Source organism: Bradyrhizobium hereditatis, from assembly GCF_020329435.1.
Lineage (GTDB): Bacteria > Pseudomonadota > Alphaproteobacteria > Rhizobiales > Xanthobacteraceae > Bradyrhizobium > Bradyrhizobium hereditatis.
This window is the reverse complement of sequence record NZ_JAGKJK010000004.1, coordinates 120405-139670: the sequence shown is the minus strand read 5'-3', so window position 1 is coordinate 139670 and position 19266 is coordinate 120405. Positions and strand designations below refer to the sequence as shown.

The following is a 19266-nucleotide window of genomic DNA, read 5'->3' as shown; positions in this document are numbered from 1 at the left end:
CAAATGCAGAAAATCTACCAGCGTGTATGCGCCGCCGAGGCATGGATCGCCTCCGTGTTTCTCATCGTGATGGTAATCCTTATTTTTCTTGGCGGCGTTATGCGGATGCTGGGCCATCCGATCAACTGGTCGACGGATGTTTCGACCGCCCTGTTCGCCTGGGCCTGCTTTCTGTGCGCCGATATTGCCTGGCGGAAGAATAGCATGATGGCCATCGAAGTTTTCGCCAGTCGCCTGCCGGACAAGCTCCAGACGACCCTCCGTATGGTGAACTACGCATTGATCACCGCGTTTCTGGTTTACCTACTCGTGATGGGCGCCTATTTATCGTGGATCAGTCGGGTACGCAGCTTCCAGGGCATTCCGGAAGTCAGCTACTCCTGGGTCACAATGAGCTTGCCGGTCGGCGCGGCGCTGCTGATCGTGACAACCGCGCTCAAGGTCCGCGGAGAATTCCGGGGCGAGCGCGCCGAATATCGCGCCGTCGACGTCATATGATCCGACGCGCATAGCCATGCTGATCGTAATCATTGCGTTCACGGTACTGATGCTGATCGGAATGCCAGTTGCCTTCGCGATTGGAATTGCCGGCGCGCTTTTCTTCATCCAGCATCCGGAACTGCCGGCAACAATCCCGATACAGGTAACGGTAACCGAGACGCAGAATTTCGCGCTGCTTGCGGTTCCGCTGTTTATCCTCGCCGGCAATTTTCTCAACAACTCCGGCATCACGACCAACCTGCTCAAGCTGGCCACGGTACTGACAGGAAGAATGCACGGCAGTCTGGCGCAGACCTCTATTGCACTCTCAACGCTGATGAGCGGGGTGACGGGATCCTCGATTGCGGACGCCGCCATGAATGCCCGCATCATCGGTTTGCAGATGCTCAAGCGCGGCTATGCCCGCGGCTACGCGGCCGGCGTGATTTCGTACGGTTCTCTGCTGGCGCCAATCATTCCCCCCGGGATTGGTTTCATACTGTATGGCACAGTCGGCCAGGTCTCGATCGGACGGCTGTTTGCCGCCGGTATTATTCCGGGCCTCATGCTGTGGGCAGCTCTCGCCATTGCGATCGCCATCACCGCCCGCCGCCGCGGCTACGGGCCGGAACGCGAGACGCGGGCGACCGGGCGTGAAATCCTGCTGGCGTCGTGGGGTGGCATCTGGGCAATCCTGTTTCCCATCATGCTGTTGGCGGGATTGCGCTACGGCGTCTTCACGCCATCGGAGATTGGAGCCTTCGCGGTCATCTATGCGGTGGCGGTGGGGTTCTTCGCTTACCGGATGCTGACGTTCGCGAGTTTCCGTGAAGCCATCGAGGGCGGCCTGGTCGATGTCGGGGCCGTGATGTTCCTGCTCGCGCTCTCGGCGATCTTTGGTTACGGCATCGTGTTTGAGCGAATACCCGAGGTGATTTCGGATTGGATGCTGGGTGTGACGGAAAACGCGCACGTTGTAATGGTGCTCATCGTGCTCTTCATCCTGATCGCTGGCACCTTCATGGAGGGCTCGGTGCTCATCATCATGCTGACGCCCATCTTCCTTCCGCTGGTGACGAATTACGGCATTGATCCGGTACATTTCGGGCTCGTGTTCATTATTGCTGCGACGATCGGAAACTACACGCCGCCCGTCGGCGCCGCCATGTTCGTCGCCTGCCAGGTGCTGCGTTGTCCTATCAGCGAGTACACCCGGGACTCGACGCCGTTCTTGATCGCCGTCACCGTGGTGACCTTGATACTGATCTTTGTCCCCTCAGTGGTCTTGCTTGTCCCTGATATGATCTTCGGTGCCGATTTGCGATGAGATCGAGCGGACGGTCGCTCCTGGCACATCGCGTCATTTCGCCGGCTGCGGAATTGGTCGCTGTCGGGGAATGGACATCGATCAAGCCGCACCGATCAAGCACGATCAGCGGGTACGCGTCCTAACCCGTCTTACGGATCGCCTCCCTTGCAAACACGCTCGGCGTGCAAAGCTGGCGCTTGCGGGCGCGCCTATTGGCTTCCCCATGCTTCCGCGGAGTGATAGCGTTCCGACCGAACCCGCTCATCTCGGGAATATCTTAAGGAACTGGGCGGGCCTACATTGCTGTTTCCGACCGATCTGACCTCATTCCTCGAGCTCATCCGCCAGCACGGCGATCTGGCCTACAGCCTGATGTTTGCCTATGCGGCCTCGCATAGCCTGCTGCTTGCGCTCTTTGCGGGCTACGCGGCGCACGCGGGTGCGCTGGGTCTTGGAACGCTCATCGTGGTCTGCTGGTTCGGCAGTTTCGCCGGCGACGTCATTCGCTTCTGGATCGGGCGGCGTTACGGCCTCCGCCTGCTGGATCGTTTCCCGCGGTTTGAGCGCCCCGTCCAGACCGCAGTCCGGCTGACAGAGCGCCACTATGTCTGGATGATCCTGTTTCATCGCTTCCCGCACGGTATTCGCGGGATCGCGGGGTTTGCCTACGGAATATCGCGGCTGCCCTGGTCGACCTTCCTTGCGCTCAACTTCGTTGCGGCAGGTCTTTGGTCCGGCGCCGTTGTCTCGGCCGGCTATGCCTTCGGTCAGTTCTCGGAGAAGTCGATCAACAATGCCTCTTCGGGCCTGGGTATCGTGATGTTGGTCGCGTTCCTCGGCCTGTCCTGGTTGCTCAGCAGGAAGCTTGATCAGATCGCAGAGCGGTACTGAAGCAAGGTGCGCTCGCCTGTACTGATGTCGATGGGGCATGCATACCGCCTCAGGCGCCGAGGAATCCTCGTCGCAGCAATCCGGCCAGCGCACCGCGCAGGCTGGCTTCATTGGCGATGTTGCCGTGAGATGTGCTGAAAAGCCGGACCACCAGCTGCCGATATTGTTCGGGGGTAGGTTCAAGGCGCGCCAGCACTGTCTGGCAGGATCGCGAGACCATGGAAATATCGGTCCATCCCAGCCCCTCCAGGTGGATTTGATACCGCCATCCGGCAAGCTCGAGGGCGTTGCCGGCCGGACCCGAAAAGCGCACCGAGCTCGGCGACACCGCAAGTAGGCGGCATGACAAGATTTTGCCTTCGCCTGAAAGCCAGGCGGGCTCATCCGTTTCGAACATGTCACCAGGACGGGGCAGCTCGAAGCAGACGAGAAAGGCGACGAAGGCGATCAGCATTGCGATGCCGGCCCAAAGCAAATTGAAGAAGTCCAGCGAGGAAATCTCGCTGGCTGCATCGGGCGAGACGAACGCCCAGACGATACTGGCGGCTGAGCTTAAGGTGATCAGGCCAAAGATCGCGGCGAGCCTCCAATGCGCGCGGGGCATCGAGCGGTCGCCGCCTTTGTCAGTGATCTTGAACGGCCGGCCGAACGGCTTGGCGATGGCGCTTAGGAGCGTCGCGGTCACCGCAAAGCAGGTGACAGCGTGGGTGGCCTCCATGAATAGCGGCAGCGTCCGCGCCCGCGAGATCCAGCCCATGTAGACGACCTGTCCGAGCAGCGCTGGCACGCCGTAGCGCAGGAAGGTGTGGTAATCGGCTTCGAAGGCGGGCAGGCCGCCGAACCAGTAAATCGTCGGCGCGACCAGCAGCAGCACCATGAATGGTTTGCAAAGCCAGTTCAGCACCCCGTGAAAATAGTGCCAGCGCTGGGTGAAGCTGAAGCCACCTCCGAACAGCGGGCCGTTGCGGAGCAGGGCGACCTGTAGGGTGCCGAGGCACCACCGTGCGCGCTGGGTGATATATTCGGGGATGCCTTCGGCCGAAAGCCCGAAGCTGAGCGGTTCGTTCAGCCACCAGGTACGGTAGCCGTGCGCCAGCATGGTGTAGGTGAGATTGATGTCTTCCGAAATCGCTTCCTGCGGAAAGCCGCCGACTTCGTCGAGCCGGTCGCGGCGCACCACAAAGGAAGTGCCGACACAAAACGCGCAGCCCCAGCCGTCCTTGGCCGGCTGAAAGATGTCGAAAAAGAAGCGCTGGTCGTCGACCCAGCTCTTCTCGGCCAGCAGATTATGCTGGATCGGATCAGCGTTGTAATAGAACTGCGGCGTCTGCACGATCGCTACTTCCGGATCGGACAGCAGCAGGCCGACCGTGCGTCTCAAAAAATCCCGCCGTGGCGCAAAGTCAGCGTCAAGCACCAGAATGACCGGTGCGTTGGTCTCGCGCGCGGTCGCGGCAAGCCCGTTGTTGAGGTTGCCGGCCTTGGCGCCTTTGTTGTCCGGCCGAACCAGATGCTTCGCGCCGACGCGCGCACAATAGTCGCGCAACCAGTCGCGCCTTGTGTCGTCGAGCACCCAGACCGTCGCATTGGGATAATCGAGCGCCAGCGCGCTCAGGATCGACCGCTCCAGGATCTCGAGCGGCTCATCATAGGTGCAGATGAAGATATCGACGGCAGGATAGCCCGCCTTGGCGGATAGATCGCGTTGTGCCGCATCGGCCTGCGCGGTGCGATCAGTGCTCCGGAACAGGATCACGATCGACATCAGCGTGTACAGAATGGCAAGCAACTCGAACGCGATGAACAGCCGTGGCCACAGGCTTTGGGCCGACAGCGCGAACGGCGGCAGCGTATCGTTCCACCGCCAGAGCGCATAGAGAATCAGAAAGACCGAAGCCGTTGCGCCGAACAGGACGCGATCCCAGGCGCGTAGCGGGTCCAGCAGGCGGGTCATGACCAGAAGTCCGATGAGAATTCCGATATCGATGGTCAGGATCGACAGGTCATCGCTGGCGCTCGGGAACATCAGCGCATCCTTTTCCCGGTGAAGGGATTCCAGCCGGTTTCGGCCAGCGCGGCCCACGCCGTCGCGCCGAGGTGAGGGCGGCGGTAGTAGAAAAAGTCGGGCACTGTGCCGGTGGGATCGATCGATAACCCCGTCGTCAGCCGTGCACGCCGAGAGGCGTTGAGCAGACCGGAGCGCGTCTGGTCGGCCTTCAAGCTCGTTAGCAGACGGCTGCTCTGCATCGCATCGCCGGTGATGCGATAGGCCAATGCAGCCTGCGCCGTCCCCTCGACCCACACACCATCCCGGTCGCTGTTGAAGTCGAACCCGCCGTCGACCGCCAGATGCGTTTGCGCAAATCCGAGTGCGCTTCGCCACGCCGCGGGCCCATCGGGCGCGGCCATCCAGGGCCAAAGCTGAACGTCAAGTGCGAAAAGACCTTCATCCGCAAGACTGCCGTCGGGTTTGGTGCCGAGCAGGAAGTGATCCCGGCGAAAGGCGCGATCGATGAGCCGCCGGGCCTGCGCGGCCGCATCCGCGTATCTCGATTCGCCGCTCAGGCGAAACAGCCAGTTCGCGGCGGCGTGGACGTCGGCATTGTGCTCGGTCGACATCCACGTGAGCCTGACCTGTTGCGGATCGAAGCCATGAAAGCCGCCGCAGAAGCCGTCGCCGCAGGCCGTCGTGGCGATGATCCAATCGAGCAGGCGCTTGGCGTCGGCGAGATATTGCGGATCGTGCGTCGCCTGATGCAGCGTCAGCAATGCCAATGCCGCCCATGCGACGTTTCCCGTCGCGGTGCCATCCTGCGCCGAATCCTCCGCCCAGATTTTGGCGCGGTCATCCCACCATCCCGGCAGGTTGGGAGCACCCTTGCCCACCGGACCGGCGCGATAGGCGTTGCGGACACGGCCGTCATTGAAACTGCGGTCGTTGCGCGCCGCCTGGCTCAAGGCGTTGCCGATCGGTTTTGCGACCGGCAGGTTGCCGCAGGCGATTAGCGCGATGACGGCGAGCGCGTTGTCGTAGACGAATGCGGTCGTGGCGATGCCCGACGGCAGGTTCACTTCATCCGTACCGGGTTCATAGCTGCGGATGAAGACCGCGTCGGCGTCTCTGACAAGCGGCGCCACCGCCTTGTTCAGCCCGGCGCAAAACGGGCCGGCGTTCTCAGCCTGCCCGCTCGCAGCGGGCGACGACCCCAGGACAGTGGCACACAACACCATCGCGAGCGCTCGCTTCATCGCGATACCGGCGCGCGGGTTCGGGACGACCAGTTTTGGTCGGGCTGTACTGCCTGCAGCGCCGGGGAACGAGAAGCATCCTGCAGCCGCGCTATGCCGGCGCGGTGGGTTTCCGCGTCAACCGGATGATCCTGCGCGGTCTCGGTTTTATCACCATCGTCATGACTCCAGGACGCCACGAGATTGCCGAGCCGGCGCCAAGTGACCGACATCGAAGGCACGATACCATTGTCGCGCGTGACGGTTACCCATTGCCCGATCGGGCAGGCCGAGGTTTCCGAAGTCTTCGCTTCCTGCACCGGCGCGCCAGGCTCGTTCACCCCATCCGGAGTTATGATCGCATAGAGCTCGCGCCGTTCGGTTTGTGGAAAGGGCACCGCAAACCGCTCGTCGACCTTGTCGCTGGTCTTCGGCAACACCGCGCTGACGATGCCGGTCCGGAACGAACTGCCGTCGATGCGGACACGGGTGCCGGGCATCATGTTCTGGCCCTGCCGATAGGAGAAGATGGCGACCACGAAGGGGTTGTTGCAATCGACGATCGAGCTGATTGTGTCGCCGGCGTTGACATGACGTCCCATTGCTGCGCCGATGGTCAGCACTTTGCCGGGGCCGCGGGAAAGGACGTCGGCTTCTGCAAGGTTCGCCAATCTCTTCTGTTCGGTTTCGATCAGGCGCTCCAGGTCGGCAAGGACGGCAGATTGCTGCTTCTCCTCGATTTCCATGCGCGTGGCGTCGAGGTTGATGTCCCTGCGCTTCTGCGCCAGGTTGTTCAGCGCAACCAGTTCGTCTCCGACATAGATGCCCTTGCTCAAGGCGTCTAATTGCGCGATTTTCTGGTTCAGCTTGGCGCTTTCCGCGTCCGCATTATGTAGCGCCGCGCTAAATTGCTGCGTGGTCGGCCTGAGCATGTCCATGCTTGCGGCATTGCGGGTCACCATGTTGCTTTGCCGGTCCACCAAGGCTTTCTTTTCGCCGCTCTGGGCGTTGGATTGCGCGACGCGGGCGCGCAGCTCCTCGATCTGCGACTGGAATTGGATCTTGAGTTGCTGGGTCTGGCTGGCGAGCTCGGCGTCGAGGGAAGCGACATAGGCGCGGTCGGAATCGCCCTTTGCCCGCGCCGCGTCGAGCTTCTGGCGTGCGTCGGATGATTTTTCTTCCAGCGTGATGAGCGTGCCGCGGTCGACTCTTGGATTGCTGATCTGCGCCAGCCTGTCGCCGTCACGGACGTCGCTGCCGGGAAGCGCCGTCAGTGCGTCGATTTCGCCGCCGATCGGCGCGGTCAGCAGCGTCACCGGCGCATTGACGACAGCGCGATCGGATTGATCGGCGACGATCGGCGGCACCACCGCCGTCACCATCAGCGCAGACAACAACCCGGCCACGCCGATGGCAGAAACTCTCAGGATTGCCGGATGTCGCCGGCCGGAGGATGGATTGTTCATCAGCTCTCTCTCGGTTGGTGGCGCCCGAAAAAGCGCTTCCTCTGGATCGGCTCCGGTTCCGTCTCCGGCTGCCTTTGCGACTTGCACTGCAAACAGTGCGGCGCTCGTTTGGTTCAAGTCATTTTGGGAAAAAGCTGCAGAATTTTTCGGCTGGAACCAGTCGATCAACTTGCGTTGCGCGCGATCACATTCAAGACATCATCAACAAAGATCAGGCTCAACATCATCATGGAGATCTTTCCATGCGTGACCACACGGATGGCTTCGCTTCGTCCGCGATGCCGAAGCACGCTATTCGCATGCCCCCTGCGCCATCGTCTTGCGCTCCATCGCGTAGCGCACCAGCGCAGTGAAGCGGTAGATCCCGTGCACGAACTTGCCATAGGGCATGGTGACGAACAGCGAGAACACCACGCCGAGATGCAGCGCGAGCAGCGGACCCATCGCCGCCGTCTCGCGCAGGATCAAAAGCGCCATGCCGGTCAGGCTGGTGAGGAACAGCATGACAATGAACGCGACATCCATGCCGTAGCGCGCCTCATCGACCAGAACGGTGTCGCGCTTCCATCGTTCGGCCAGCAGGCCGATCGGCCCGATCAAGAGGCCAATGCCGCCGATCGTGCCCAGTATCACCGGCAGATCCCACCACGGATAGGGCGCCTGCCGCGCCAAGAGATAATGATAGAGCGTGGCGACGCAGGTGGAAGCGAAGCACAGCGCAAAGCCGTAGAAGGTGAAATGGTGATAGAGCCTGCGACGGTCAGTCGGGCGATCATCCTCGTTGAAGCAGCCGACGCCGCCGCCGTCGAGATAGCGTAGCTCGCAGGCATCGCGGATCGCCCGGAACAGCGCACCGATATCGGTCTTCATGCCGACGGGCTCGCCGATATCGCGCCAGAACGCGCGTACGCCCATCACCAGCGCCAGAATTGCATAGAGAAATGCCGCGCCGAACAGCGCCGCCATCGCGTTGTGCGGCATCAATTTGTAGAACGCGCCCGGCCCGGTATGGACGCCGAACAGCACCTGTCGGTCATTCAGCGCCGCGAAGCCGAAAATGAATGCGGCAACACTGAGCGCTGCGACAAGGCTGATGACGAGGCCGTTGCGCGTAAATGCGCCTGCGAAAGCGCGGGGCCAGACATAGGCCGCCCAGGATTCGGCGCGCACGATCGCCAGCGTCTTCGGCACATTGACGTTAAACTCATGCGGCGGCGAGAACTGACAATCAGTGTAGCAGGCGCCGCAGGCGTGGCAGAGATTGGCGAGGTAGTTGAGGTCCCCATCGGAGAACGCGCGGCGCATCTCCATCGCCGGAAAGACCGCGCACAGCCCCTCGCAATAGCGGCAGGAGTTGCAGACCGTCATCAGGCGGTCTGCTTCGTTGAGGATTCGCGTTCCGTGCATCCGTTGCTTCCTGCGCTTACGCGATCCCGATCACTTCGTCAGCCCCTTGCTCTCCAGCCACTTCTGGATCAGGCCCGCAACCTCGGCATTGTTCTTGTCCATCATGATCATGTGCGAATTGCCCTTGATACCGGCCTGCGGCAGGTCGACGACATCGACGCTGCCGCCCGCGGCCTTGATGGCGTCTGCGAAGGCAAGGCCGTTGGCGCGGATCTTTGGCCAGCGCGAATCCTTCTCGATATAGTCGCCATAGATGATCAGGGTCGGGATGTTCTTCAGCGCGTCGACCTTGGCGGGATCGCCGACACCCGCCGGCTCGACCGCGATCAGCGCCTTGACCTTGTCCGGCCGGGCCTGCGCCACCTTGAAGCCAAAACTGCCGGCCTGGCTGTGGAACAGGATGATGGAAGGACCCACGCGGTCGATCTCGGCGATATAGGCGGCGATGATGGCATCATCGGTGGTGGTCCAGCGCGGCACGTTCTGCTTGACGAAATTCTCATAGCCCTCGTTGGGAAACTGATTGCCGGGCAAAAGCTTTCGCTTCGCCGGGTCCGGATTGTAGGAGCCGGCGCCGTCGCCGATTCGAAACCGCTCGAACGGATTGGCTGTTGTGAGAAACACCGGCTCGCTCTTGAAGATATCAGGGTATTGTGCCCATCCGGCGCGGCCGCGCTCGACCGCATCAGAATTGTAGACGGCCCAGCCCTTGCGCAGAAAATAGTTCAGCCAGCCTTCGCGGCCGTCCGGCGTCGTCTCATAGGTGACGCCGGTCAGCCCGCCGCCATGCCACATCAGGAGCGGATAGGCGCCTTTCTCGTTCACGGGCAGAAAATACTGCACGTACATCTGCTCGACCTGATAGGTGCCGTTGGGATCGACTTTTGCGGGCACGCCGCCGGGCGTGAAGGTCACCTCCTTGACCGGCTTGCCGGAAATTTCAACCAGCCGCCCGCCGACGTGGAACGAGCCCATGTCGCGTAGAGCGATCGGCTCGGCGGCATTCGCCAGTGTTGCTGACATCAGGACTGCAACAGCAGAAGCAATCACTACGCGCATCGACAAATCCTCCCGTCGTCGTTATTTCCCTCTTCCCGAAGGCGGGGCGAGGTTACCAGTCAATTCCTCGCATTCTTCGCAGCTTCCCGTCCTGCGACGCGTCCGAACACGCTGCCAATGGTCATGCCGATACCGGCCGCATACCCTTTGCCGAGCACATTGCCCGCCATGATCTCGCCGGCCGCGAACATATTGGCGGAAGGCTTGCCGTCCTTCATCACCATCCGCGCCTGCTTGTTCACGCGGGTGCCGAGATAGGTGAAGGTGATGCCGGGCCGCACCGGATAGGCGAGGTAGGGCGGCGTCTCGATCCTGCGTGCCCAATGTGTCTTCGGCGGCGTGATGCCTTCGGTGCGGCAATCATCGAGGATGGTGTGATCGAAGGTGCCGGGCCGAACCGCGGCGTTGAAATCGGCCACGGTTTTTTCCAGCGCGGCCGGCTCGAGGCCGAGCTTGCCGGCGAGTTCTGCAAGCGTTGCGCCCGCAATCGGCGGAAACAGCGTCGGCATGAAGCTGGTGACGACAGTCGAATCGAAAATGATGTAGGCGATCTGGTCCGGCTGCGCCGCCACCAGGCGACCCCAGATCGCATAGCGCTTCGGCCAGATGTCCTCGCCTTCGTCGTAGAAGCGCTGCGCATGCTTGTTGACGACAATGCCGAACACGACTGAGTCATGCCGTGTGATGATGCCTCCGTCGAATTTCGGCGCGCGGGCGTCGATCGCGACCGCATGGCACTGCGTGGGATCGCCGATATCCTGCACGCCCTTGTCGAGCAACATTTTCAGGATCGAGCCGCGGTTATAGGGTGTGCCGCGGATCAGGAAGTTGTCGGCAGCCTCGCCCCAATATTCCTTGAGCCATTCGATGTTGGCTTCAAATCCGCCGGCTGCCGCAACCAGCGTCGAGGCGCGTACTTCGCTGACGCCTTCGATCGGCTGCTTCAGCTTCGCGGACAGGAACATGCCGTCCTCGATCTGGAGATCGACGACTTCTGCGTCGTAGACGATCTCCACACCGAGCTTTTCCGCGGTGAGATAGAGCGCGTTCAGCATCGCCCTTCCGCCGCCCAGGAAGAACGAATTGGTGCGCCCCAGGCTCAGCGTGCCGCCGAGCGAAGGCTGCCAGCGCACACCCTGTTCGACGATCCAGTTCAGGATGTCCTTGGATTCCCGGATCATGAATTTTGCGAGTTCCTCATCGGTCTGCCCGCCGGTCAGGCGGAGCAGATCGTCCCAGAACTCCTCTTCGGTGTAGGGCCCGGTGAGAATGTCAGTCGCCGCATCGTGCGCGCAGCGCATGTTGCGGGTGTGGCGGGTATTGCCGCCGCGATAGAATTTCGGCGCGCCCTCCAGCACCAGCACGGATGCGCCGGCGTGTCGCGCGCTGATCGCGGCGCACAGAGCGGCGTTGCCGCCGCCAATCACCAGCACATCGAACTTCTGATTCAAACCGGCCATGCGCTCTTGTTGTCGTTGTTGGCCTCAAAAATCCAACCGGCACTCGGCCAGGCAAATCCATCCGCCCCAGCGAATGTCTAGCCTGATGCAAAAGCCGCGTCACGCATCTCGTGCGATCGCATGCGTCATCTGCGCGGCTGCATGCGACGATGTCGCATGCCACGCGCGTTGCGGAATATCCTGAAGCTCAGGGATGGTTCTGCACGGAGGCGAGCAGCCATTGCCGGAACGCGGCAAGCTTTGGCGGATCGGCTCGGCCAGCAGGCGAGACGAGATAGAAACCGGCATCAACAGGGAAGGCGATCTTGAACGGAACGACCAGCCGCCCCTTCGCGATGTCCTCCTCCACATATGCCGTGCGGCCCATCGCGACGCCAACGCCGTCGATCGCCGCCTGCACGGTCATGAAGATCATGTCGAACGTGACGCCCGGCTGCTTGGAAAGATCGGCCGGCAGGCCGGCGGCCGTCAGCCACAGCCGCCAGTCGTCGCTATTGGCATTACTGGTGTGCAGCAGCACGTGGTTCTTGAGGTCCTCGGGGCATTTCAGCGGCTTGCTGCCGTTCAGCAAAGCAGGGCTGCATACCGGAAACAATTCGTCCGCCATCAGCCAGTCGGCGCGAACGCCCGGCCATTGGCCGCGGCCGTAACGGATGCCGGCGTCGACCTTGTCGCGCTGGAAATCGACCAGGCTGGTCGAGGTGGTGATGCGCACATCGATTCCGGGATGGGCCTCCTGGAACGTGGTGAGCCGCGGCAGCAGCCATTTGGCGGCAAGCGAGGCGAGCGTCGAAACCGTCAGTACATGGTCGTCGTCCCTGCGCAGCAGGCGGTCGGTCGCAAGGCGCAGATCGTTGAAGGCGGCGCGGATGCCGGGAAGGTAGTCCTGCGCTTCCGCCGTCAGCGTCAGTGAGCGGTTCTGACGGATGAACAGCTGAACGCCGAGCTCTTCCTCCAGCCGCTTGATTTGGTGGCTGATCGCGGTCTGCGTGACGTTCAGTTCGGAGGCCGCCTGCGTGAAGCTCAAATGCCGGGCCGCAGCCTCGAACGCCCGCAATCCATTCAGCGACGGCAGCCTGGCGGTCATTCCGCGATCCCCGATACATGAGTTTATTTCATCCGAAACGGTACAAAGTGTCGTTTGTAGAATGCTCTTTGGAGGCAGATATTAGCGGCAACAGATTAGCTGCAGGAGCCGAAAATGTCCACTTACACCCATGAATCGATGATAAATCATCATGAACCGGGGCTTTTCAGCCAGTTGGCTGACACCCTTTACGTGTGGCGGCAGCGCTACCAGGCCCGCAAGGAACTGGCGAGCTGGTCCGAGCGGGAGCTGCACGATATCGGCCTGTCCTGGAGCGACATCGCCTACGAGACCGAAAAACCGTTCTGGCGGGCCTAAGTAGCAGCCACGCCGGCGTCGCCTCGTTCGAGGGGCGCCGGCCAATTTTTTGAGGACAACGGGAACGCGCGATGACCAGGTTCCGTTTCGACGATCTCAGGCAATATTCCGACGTGCTGCGCTCCCGGCACGGCGAGGCCGTGACCGTGCGCTTCGTCGAGCCGCGCGATGCCGAGGCACTGCAGAATTATTTCCGCTCGCTCTCAACGCGCTCCCGCTACAACCGCTTCCTCGGCGCCACCAGCGAACTGCCGCAGTCCGAACTCGACCGTTTCATCCATGTCGGCGAAGCCGATCGCTTCAGCGTGGTTGCGACCATGCTGGTCGATGGCCGCGAGACCATCGTCGGCGAAGCGCGCTATGCCTTTGACGTCGACACCGCCTCGATTGAATTAGGTCTCTCGATCGACGACCGCTGGCAGGGCCAGGGCATCGGCAAGGCGCTGCTCAAGAATGTCGAATGCCGCGCGGCCTCGTTCGGTGCCGAGCGCCTGTTCGGCGATACGCTGCGCTCCAATGACGCGATGATCGCGCTCGCCCGGAAGGCTGGCTACGCCATCACTAATACGCCAGGCGACTGGAGGCTGACGCGCTTCCAGAAAGCAATTCAGGACAAGGTCCACGTCGGACCGCAGGAAATCCCATGCGCCAGTTGGCGGCTTGCCGCCGTCTCTCCCAGCGCAATGTCCTCGCTTGCGGTTTGACAACTGAGCCCGGTTCCGGCCGCACCAGAACCGGGCTATTTTCTTTAGGCCTCCAGCCGATTGATAAAGCCTCGGACGCGGTCTAGCCTCCGCAGCAAAGGCGTGAGCCATCGCGCTTGCGCGTCCAGGGGCGGGCCGGTCATGGCAGTCGATGCCGGATTCGTGCGGAAGATATTTGCCGGCCTCGAGCGGGGCGACGGCGCAGGCTTCTTTGCCCATGTCGCCGATGACGTCGACTGGACCGTAATGGGCACGCACCCGCTCGCCGGCCACTACAAGTCAAAAGCCGATTTCATCGCGGGCACCTTCGCCAAGCTTGGCAAGATGCTGCCCGATGGCGCGCAGTTGCACGTCGACGATCTGATCGTGGCCGGCGATGTGGCGATCGTTGAGCTGCATTCGGAGGCCACCGCGAAGAACGGCTTTCGTTTCGACAATCATTATTGCTGGATCTGCTATTTCAAGGACGACGTGATTGTGCGAGTGCGCGCGTATCTCGACTCGGTGATGGTGGCGCGACTGTTCACTGAGAATCCGATCTAAGCTCGCACGCTCGTAGCCCGGATGAGCGAAGCGACACCCGGGATCAATCCCACCGCGGCGAGAATTCCCCGGATATCGCTTCGCTCATCCGGGCTACAAGGCGTCCTCAACTTCCCCTGAACACCGGCTTGCGCTTATCGACGAAAGCCTGCACCGCCTCCTTGTGGTCGGCTGTCGTGGTCAGGCGCACGAGACGCTCGGCCTCGTGGTCGCGCGCAGTCGCGAAATCGAATTGCAGCGCTTCGTCGAGATTATCCTTGATGTAGCGGAGCGCCAACGAGGGCCCTTCGGCCATGGATTTGGCAAGCGCGAAGGCCTCGGCCTGCAGCTTCTCATCAGGCACCACGCGGTTAACGAGACCAAGCGTCTCGCATCTGGTGGCATCGACCTTGTCGCCGGTAAACATCAGTTCGCGCGCCCGTGACGTGCCGACCAGCCGCGTCAACAGCCAGGCGATGCCGTAGTCGCCCGAGAGCCCCACACGGACATAGCCAGTGGCGACGAACGCCGATTGCGCTGCGATGCGGATATCGCAGGCCAGCGCGAGCGCGAGGCCCGCGCCAACCGCGGGACCGGGCAGGGCGGCGATCGTGGGCTTGCGTACTGAGACCAGCGCGCCGGTCAGGAGGCGCTGCCGCTCCTGCAGATCGGCAACCTTCTCCTCATGGGACATTTCGAGCTTCTTCTTGTCGCGATGCGCGCCCATGCCCTTGACGTTGCCGCCGGCACAGAACGCGGTGCCCGCCCCGGTCAGCAGCAGCGCGCCGACATCAGGGTTCTCGCCGCACGCCTTGATCATGCTGCGCAGCGCCGGCGTCAGCGTATCCGAGAACGCGTTGCGCGCCTCCGGGCGATTCAGTGTGATGATGGCGACGCGGTCGCGGATCACGCAGAGCAGTTCATCGGTGCCGGTGTCGATCTTGGTCTCGGTGGTCATGGTTTCCCCCTTATTTTCTAGGCGTCATTCCGGGATGGTGCGTCAGCACCAGACCCGGAATTTCGAGATTCCGGGTTCGCTTCGCGCCAAGGAATGACGGCATTGGCTGCTCAAAACTTCTCCACCCAAGGACGCAACTCGATTTCCCACGTCCAGGCGCTGCGCGGCTGCTGCAGCACGTTCCAGTAGCTGAGCGCGACTGCATCAGGGTCGAGCATCGAGTCTGGACGGTCGTCGGGTTCGGTGCGTGTGGTGCTCCGGATGCCCCCATCGATAACGAAATGCGCGACATGAATGCCCTGCGGCGACAATTCGCGCGCCATGCTCTGGGCCAGGCCCCGCAGCGCGAACTTGCCCATCGCAAACGGCGCCGACTGCGCATAGCCCTTGACGCTGGCGGAGGCGCCGGTGAACAGGATCGCGCCATGCTTGTTCGGCAGCATCCGCTGCGCCGCCTGCTGCGCCACCAGGAAGCCGCCGAAGGCCGAGACGGCGATCGAATTGGCGACTTCGGCTGGCACCAGATCGACGAACGCGCCGCGCGCGCGGGCGCTGGCGTTATAGACAACGAGGTCGGGCGTGCCGATCTCGCGCTCGACCATGCCGAACAGACGCTCGACTTCCTCGGCCTCGGTGGCGTTGCAGGCAAAGGCGCGGGCCCCTGTCTCGGCGCAGAGCGCTCCGAGCTTTTCGATCTTGCGCGCGGCGAGCGCGACCTTGATGCCTTCGCGCGCGAACAGCCGCGCCAGCGATGCACTCAACCCCTCGCCGACACCGACGATCAGGGCAATCCTGTATTTTGGCAATTCCATGGGCGCGGTCCTCGGATGGTGGGACTTAGGTATCTAGGAACCCAATTCGGCCTGGCAATCGTCCGCCATGGGCTGGCCTTCCAATTATGCTTGTTGACGGCTCAAGCGCCTGCGCTATCGGTAGTTGACCAATATCGGGCGAAACGAACAAGGGCAAAAAATGCATCCACTCATGCATGACCGCGCGACGGCGTCGGCAAACCAGCCAGGCTTGCTCGCGCCAGACACGACGGGCATGAATTTCTACCGGGCCGATCCGGCACTGACCGATCTGCTTCGGCTGCATCTGCCTGATGCGCTGTTTCGACATATCGAGCCGCATCTCGACCGCCTCGGCGAATTGGCCGGCGGCTATCTCGACGAATGCGCACGGCTCGCCGACCGCCACACGCCGATCCTGCATCAGCGCGACAAGTTCGGCCGCGATACGCAGTATATCGAATATCACCCGGCCTATCGCGAGCTCGAGAAAGCTGCGTTCGGCGAGTTCGGCATCCACGCAATGTCGATCCGCAAAGGCATCATGGGCTGGCCGGACAAATATCCCGTCGTGGCCAAGCACGCCTTTACGTTCCTGTTCAATCAGACCGAGTTCGGCATGGGCTGTCCGATCAACGTCACCGACGGCTGCGCAAAGCTGCTCAACAGTTTCGGCAGCGAGGCACTCAAGGCGAAATATCTCGACGGCCTGACGCAGACCGACATGAGCAAGCTGACGCAAGGCGGCCAGTTCATGACCGAAAAGGAGGGCGGCTCCGACGTCGGCACGCTCACGACAAAGGCCGTGCAGGAGGGCGATCACTGGCGGCTCTATGGCGAGAAGTGGTTCTGCTCCAATGCCGACGCCAAAGTCGTGATGCTGCTGGCGCGGCCGGAAGGCGCGGGACCGGGCACGCGCGGCGTCGGCCTGTTCCTGATGCCGCGTTATCTCGACGACGGCTCGCAGAACCACTACCGGATCGTTCGCCTGAAGGACAAGCTGGGCACCCGTTCGATGGCGTCAGGCGAGATCAAGTTCGAAGGCGCGATCGCCTACGCCGTCGGCAAGCTCGACCGGGGCTTCGTGCAGATGGCGGAGATGGTGAACTCCTCGCGGCTCTCCAACGGCGTCAAGTCCACCGCGCTGATGCGGCGCGCGCATCATGACGCGATGACCGTGGCGAAGAACCGCGTAGTGTTCGGCCGGAGGATCATCGACCTGCCGCTGGCGCGGCGGCAACTGATGAAGATCATGTTGCCGACCGAGCAGGCGCTGTCGATGAGCTTCCTTACCGCCGACGCGCTTGATCGCGCCGAGGCCGGCAGCCAGGATGCGGCGGCGCTGCTACGCATTCTGACCCCGACCCTGAAATTTCGCGCGACGCGAGATGCCCGCAAGGTCTGCGGTGATGCCTTGGAGATGCGCGGCGGCATCGGCTACATCGAGGAATTCGCCACCGCGCGTCTGCTGCGCGACGCCCATCTCGGCTCGATCTGGGAAGGCACCGGCAACATCGTCGCGATCGATGCGTTGACGCGCGCGGTGGGCCGTCACGGCGCCGATGCGGCGCTCGCCGCCGATCTGCACGCCCGGCTCGACGATAGCGCCAACGTGCCGCAGGCCTGGCGCAACACCTTGCGCGAATTGACCGACCGCGCCGTCGGCTTCGCGCGCGAAGTGGCCAGCCGTAGCGACAATGAAGGCGATGCGCGGCGCGCCACCAGCCTGCTCTATCATGTCGCCAGCGCGGTGGCGCTGGCCTGGGAGGGCGGCCGCATTCACGAGATGCGCGGCGACGCAAGAAGGCTGTTGCTCTCGCGCATGGTGATCGACCACCGCGTCGCGGCGGGCGATCCGTTCCGGCTTGCGGAAAATGCCACCCAGCGCGCGATCACCGACCATCTGCTCAGTGATCGCAGCGTCGGCATGGCCGAGGTTGGCGAATTGCTCACCGCAGCGTAGGCTGGCCGTCAGTTCAAATCATAAGAACAGAGCAAAAAGGGGAAACACCGATGAAGGCCGCCGTTCTACATGAAGTCAACAAGCCGCTGGTGATCGAGGAGGTCAGCGTGCCGAATCCCGGCCCGCGCGAAGTCCTGATCCGCACCCGCGTCGCCGGGCTCTGTCATTCTGACCTGCACTTCATGGAGGGCCTCTATCCGCATCCGCTGCCGGCCGTGCTCGGGCATGAATCGGCCGGCGTGGTCGAGAAAGTCGGCTCCGACGTCACCTATGTAAAGCCCGGCGATCACGTTGTGACCTGCCTGTCCGTGTTCTGCGGCACCTGCGATAACTGCACCACCGGCCGCACAGTACTGTGTACCGATACGACGGTGAAGATGCTGCCCGGTCAGTCCAACCGCCTGTCCTGGGCGCGTGAGGAAAAGCTGCACCAGTTCCTCAATCTCTCGTCTTTTGCCGAGCAGATGCTCGTGCACGAGAACGCCATCGTCAAGATCCGCAAGGACATGCCGCTGGAGCTCGCGGCGCTGATCGGCTGCGGCGTCATCACCGGCTATGGCGCGGTGGTGAACACGGCCAAGGTTCAGGCCGGCGAGACGGTGGCGGTGATCGGCTGCGGCGGCGTCGGCATGGCCGCGATCAATGGCGCTGCGATTGCCGGCGCCGGCCGCATCATCGCGATCGACACCAACCCGGTCAAACTGCAGCTTGCGACCAAGTTAGGGGCCACCGACATCGTCGATCCCGCCAAAGGCGACGTCGTGCAGCAGGTGCGCGAGCTCACCGGCGGCGGCGTGCATCATTCCTTCGAGGTGCTGGGCCGCAAGGAAACCGCGGAGCAGGCTTTCGGCATGCTGGCGCCCGGCGGCACCGCGACCATCGTCGGCATGATCCCGTTCGGCCAGAAGATCGAGCTGCATGGCTTCGATTTCCTGCGCGAGCGCAAGATCCAGGGCTCGTCGATGGGCTCCAACCATTTCCGCGTCGACATGCCCCGCCTCGTCGAATTCTACATGCGCGGCAAGCTGCATCTGGAGGATTGGATCTCGGCCAAGCTGAAGCTCTCCGAGATCAACGAGGGCTTTGCCAACATGAAAGCCGGCAAGACGCTGCGCAGCGTGATTGTGTTTGATAGTTAACGGCTATCGTCATGCCCGGGCTTGACCCGGGCATCCATCGATCTTTACAAGAAGCCTTTTCTCAAAGTGGATGGATGGCCGGGTTAAGCCCGGCAATGACAGCTTTCGTCAGCGCGTCACATGCGCTGACACCGCAAGCCATTTTCCATTCTGCTTCGCCCAGCAATCGGTATAGCGACCATGCGCCTGTTGCCCATCCGGCGTGGTGTAGCTCGTCGCCGCGTGGATGATGGCGAAGTCGCCGAAGATACGGATCTTCACGTCTTCCGCGCGCAGGTTCTTGATCGCGACCGGCTTTGCGGTCTGTTGCAGAAACGCGGTGCGATCGACCAGCGACTTGTCGGGATTGGAGCAGTAAAAATCGGCTGCGAGGATTTCGTCAAAGCGCTTGACATCGGAATTCTGCACGGACGCGACATAGTCGCGGTTGAGCTCTGTCAGTTCGGCGAGGTCGCTATTCATGATTTCCTCCGGTTCTTGTTCG

At 62.3% G+C, this 19266-nt stretch carries 18 protein-coding genes; 8 read left to right on the top strand and 10 right to left on the bottom strand.

What is annotated here, in order from left to right; all coding sequences use genetic code 11:
• Positions 1–3 precede the first annotated feature (3 nt).
• The 3 genes from J6524_RS10990 to J6524_RS10980 all read left to right on the top strand — a co-directional run bounded on the left by J6524_RS10990 (position 4) and on the right by J6524_RS10980 (position 2680).
• On the top strand, positions 4–498 hold the full coding sequence (locus J6524_RS10990; RefSeq protein ID WP_213287063.1) for a TRAP transporter small permease: 495 nt from the start codon (positions 4–6) through the stop codon (positions 496–498).
• A gap of 16 nt (positions 499–514) precedes the next feature.
• Positions 515–1807: a TRAP transporter large permease gene (locus J6524_RS10985; RefSeq protein WP_225670372.1), complete on the top strand. Its 1293-nt coding sequence runs from the start codon at positions 515–517 to the stop codon at positions 1805–1807.
• A gap of 282 nt (positions 1808–2089) precedes the next feature.
• Positions 2090–2680 carry a DedA family protein gene (locus tag J6524_RS10980; protein WP_225670371.1) on the top strand — a complete coding sequence of 197 codons (591 nt, stop codon included), beginning with the start codon at positions 2090–2092 and terminating at the stop codon, positions 2678–2680.
• Positions 2681–2729: 49 nt separating this feature from the next.
• Here the strand turns inward: J6524_RS10980 and J6524_RS10975 are convergent, their stop codons facing one another.
• The 7 genes from J6524_RS10975 to J6524_RS10945 all read right to left on the bottom strand — a co-directional run bounded on the left by J6524_RS10975 (position 2730) and on the right by J6524_RS10945 (position 12387).
• Positions 2730–4706: a glycosyltransferase family 2 protein gene (locus tag J6524_RS10975; RefSeq protein WP_225670370.1), complete on the bottom strand. Its 1977-nt coding sequence runs from the start codon at positions 4704–4706 to the stop codon at positions 2730–2732.
• Positions 4706–5929, bottom strand: a complete 1224-nt coding sequence (locus J6524_RS10970) for a glycoside hydrolase family 127 protein (RefSeq protein ID WP_225670369.1) — start codon at positions 5927–5929, stop codon at positions 4706–4708. The genes J6524_RS10975 and J6524_RS10970 overlap by 1 nt, the downstream gene beginning before the upstream one ends.
• Positions 5926–7374 (bottom strand): HlyD family secretion protein, encoded by a 1449-nt coding sequence (locus J6524_RS10965; RefSeq protein ID WP_225670368.1) that lies wholly within the window; start codon positions 7372–7374, stop codon positions 5926–5928. The genes J6524_RS10970 and J6524_RS10965 overlap by 4 nt, the downstream gene beginning before the upstream one ends.
• A 291-nt stretch (positions 7375–7665) precedes the next feature.
• Entirely contained in the window at positions 7666–8781 is a 1116-nt protein-coding gene (gene tcuB, locus J6524_RS10960) for a tricarballylate utilization 4Fe-4S protein TcuB (protein WP_225670367.1), read from the bottom strand.
• A gap of 30 nt (positions 8782–8811) precedes the next feature.
• On the bottom strand, positions 8812–9840 hold the full coding sequence (locus J6524_RS10955) for an alpha/beta hydrolase (protein WP_225670366.1): 1029 nt from the start codon (positions 9838–9840) through the stop codon (positions 8812–8814).
• Positions 9841–9899: 59 nt separating this feature from the next.
• Entirely contained in the window at positions 9900–11291 is a 1392-nt protein-coding gene (tcuA, locus tag J6524_RS10950) for an FAD-dependent tricarballylate dehydrogenase TcuA (protein ID WP_283843303.1), read from the bottom strand.
• Positions 11292–11487: 196 nt separating this feature from the next.
• Entirely contained in the window at positions 11488–12387 is a 900-nt protein-coding gene (locus J6524_RS10945) for a transcriptional regulator GcvA (RefSeq protein WP_225670364.1), read from the bottom strand.
• A gap of 114 nt (positions 12388–12501) precedes the next feature.
• Between J6524_RS10945 and J6524_RS10940 the strand changes: the two genes are divergently transcribed.
• The 3 genes from J6524_RS10940 to J6524_RS10930 all read left to right on the top strand — a co-directional run bounded on the left by J6524_RS10940 (position 12502) and on the right by J6524_RS10930 (position 13952).
• Complete coding sequence (locus J6524_RS10940; RefSeq protein WP_225670363.1) at positions 12502–12705, top strand: DUF1127 domain-containing protein; 204 nt, start codon at positions 12502–12504, stop codon at positions 12703–12705.
• A 71-nt stretch (positions 12706–12776) separates the two neighbouring features.
• Positions 12777–13409 carry a GNAT family N-acetyltransferase gene (locus J6524_RS10935; RefSeq protein ID WP_225670362.1) on the top strand — a complete coding sequence of 211 codons (633 nt, stop codon included), beginning with the start codon at positions 12777–12779 and terminating at the stop codon, positions 13407–13409.
• A gap of 141 nt (positions 13410–13550) precedes the next feature.
• Positions 13551–13952, top strand: a complete 402-nt coding sequence (locus J6524_RS10930; RefSeq protein ID WP_225670361.1) for a nuclear transport factor 2 family protein — start codon at positions 13551–13553, stop codon at positions 13950–13952.
• Between the two features lie 106 nt (positions 13953–14058).
• On the opposite strand, the gene J6524_RS10925 is transcribed toward J6524_RS10930, so the two are convergent.
• Both J6524_RS10925 and J6524_RS10920 read right to left on the bottom strand, forming a co-directional pair.
• Positions 14059–14889: an enoyl-CoA hydratase gene (locus J6524_RS10925; RefSeq protein ID WP_225670360.1), complete on the bottom strand. Its 831-nt coding sequence runs from the start codon at positions 14887–14889 to the stop codon at positions 14059–14061.
• Positions 14890–14999: 110 nt separating this feature from the next.
• Positions 15000–15701 carry an SDR family NAD(P)-dependent oxidoreductase gene (locus J6524_RS10920; protein WP_225670359.1) on the bottom strand — a complete coding sequence of 234 codons (702 nt, stop codon included), beginning with the start codon at positions 15699–15701 and terminating at the stop codon, positions 15000–15002.
• A 160-nt stretch (positions 15702–15861) separates the two neighbouring features.
• On the opposite strand from J6524_RS10920, the gene J6524_RS10915 reads away from it, so the two are divergent.
• Both J6524_RS10915 and J6524_RS10910 read left to right on the top strand, forming a co-directional pair.
• Positions 15862–17643, top strand: coding sequence for an acyl-CoA dehydrogenase family protein (locus J6524_RS10915; protein ID WP_225670358.1), 1782 nt, complete (start codon positions 15862–15864; stop codon positions 17641–17643).
• Between the two features lie 50 nt (positions 17644–17693).
• Entirely contained in the window at positions 17694–18782 is a 1089-nt protein-coding gene (locus J6524_RS10910) for a Zn-dependent alcohol dehydrogenase (RefSeq protein ID WP_225670357.1), read from the top strand.
• A gap of 108 nt (positions 18783–18890) precedes the next feature.
• Here the strand turns inward: J6524_RS10910 and J6524_RS10905 are convergent, their stop codons facing one another.
• On the bottom strand, positions 18891–19244 hold the full coding sequence (locus J6524_RS10905; protein ID WP_225670356.1) for a nuclear transport factor 2 family protein: 354 nt from the start codon (positions 19242–19244) through the stop codon (positions 18891–18893).
• Positions 19245–19266 lie beyond the last annotated feature (22 nt).

Excerpts from the sequence above, each read along its gene's own strand:
- J6524_RS10990 (WP_213287063.1), top strand. The coding sequence starts at position 4 with ATGCAGAAAATCTACCAGCGTGTATGCGCCGCCGAGGCATGGATCGCC.
- J6524_RS10985 (WP_225670372.1), top strand. The coding sequence starts at position 515 with ATGCTGATCGTAATCATTGCGTTCACGGTACTGATGCTGATCGGAATG.
- J6524_RS10975 (WP_225670370.1), bottom strand. The coding sequence starts at position 4,706 with ATGTTCCCGAGCGCCAGCGATGACCTGTCGATCCTGACCATCGATATC.
- J6524_RS10970 (WP_225670369.1), bottom strand. The coding sequence starts at position 5,929 with ATGAAGCGAGCGCTCGCGATGGTGTTGTGTGCCACTGTCCTGGGGTCG.
- J6524_RS10965 (WP_225670368.1), bottom strand. The coding sequence starts at position 7,374 with ATGAACAATCCATCCTCCGGCCGGCGACATCCGGCAATCCTGAGAGTT.
- tcuB (WP_225670367.1), bottom strand. The coding sequence starts at position 8,781 with ATGCACGGAACGCGAATCCTCAACGAAGCAGACCGCCTGATGACGGTC.
- J6524_RS10955 (WP_225670366.1), bottom strand. The coding sequence starts at position 9,840 with ATGCGCGTAGTGATTGCTTCTGCTGTTGCAGTCCTGATGTCAGCAACA.
- J6524_RS10945 (WP_225670364.1), bottom strand. The coding sequence starts at position 12,387 with ATGACCGCCAGGCTGCCGTCGCTGAATGGATTGCGGGCGTTCGAGGCT.
- J6524_RS10940 (WP_225670363.1), top strand. The coding sequence starts at position 12,502 with ATGTCCACTTACACCCATGAATCGATGATAAATCATCATGAACCGGGG.
- J6524_RS10935 (WP_225670362.1), top strand. The coding sequence starts at position 12,777 with ATGACCAGGTTCCGTTTCGACGATCTCAGGCAATATTCCGACGTGCTG.
- J6524_RS10930 (WP_225670361.1), top strand. The coding sequence starts at position 13,551 with ATGGCAGTCGATGCCGGATTCGTGCGGAAGATATTTGCCGGCCTCGAG.
- J6524_RS10925 (WP_225670360.1), bottom strand. The coding sequence starts at position 14,889 with ATGACCACCGAGACCAAGATCGACACCGGCACCGATGAACTGCTCTGC.
- J6524_RS10920 (WP_225670359.1), bottom strand. The coding sequence starts at position 15,701 with ATGGAATTGCCAAAATACAGGATTGCCCTGATCGTCGGTGTCGGCGAG.
- J6524_RS10915 (WP_225670358.1), top strand. The coding sequence starts at position 15,862 with ATGCATCCACTCATGCATGACCGCGCGACGGCGTCGGCAAACCAGCCA.
- J6524_RS10910 (WP_225670357.1), top strand. The coding sequence starts at position 17,694 with ATGAAGGCCGCCGTTCTACATGAAGTCAACAAGCCGCTGGTGATCGAG.
- J6524_RS10905 (WP_225670356.1), bottom strand. The coding sequence starts at position 19,244 with ATGAATAGCGACCTCGCCGAACTGACAGAGCTCAACCGCGACTATGTC.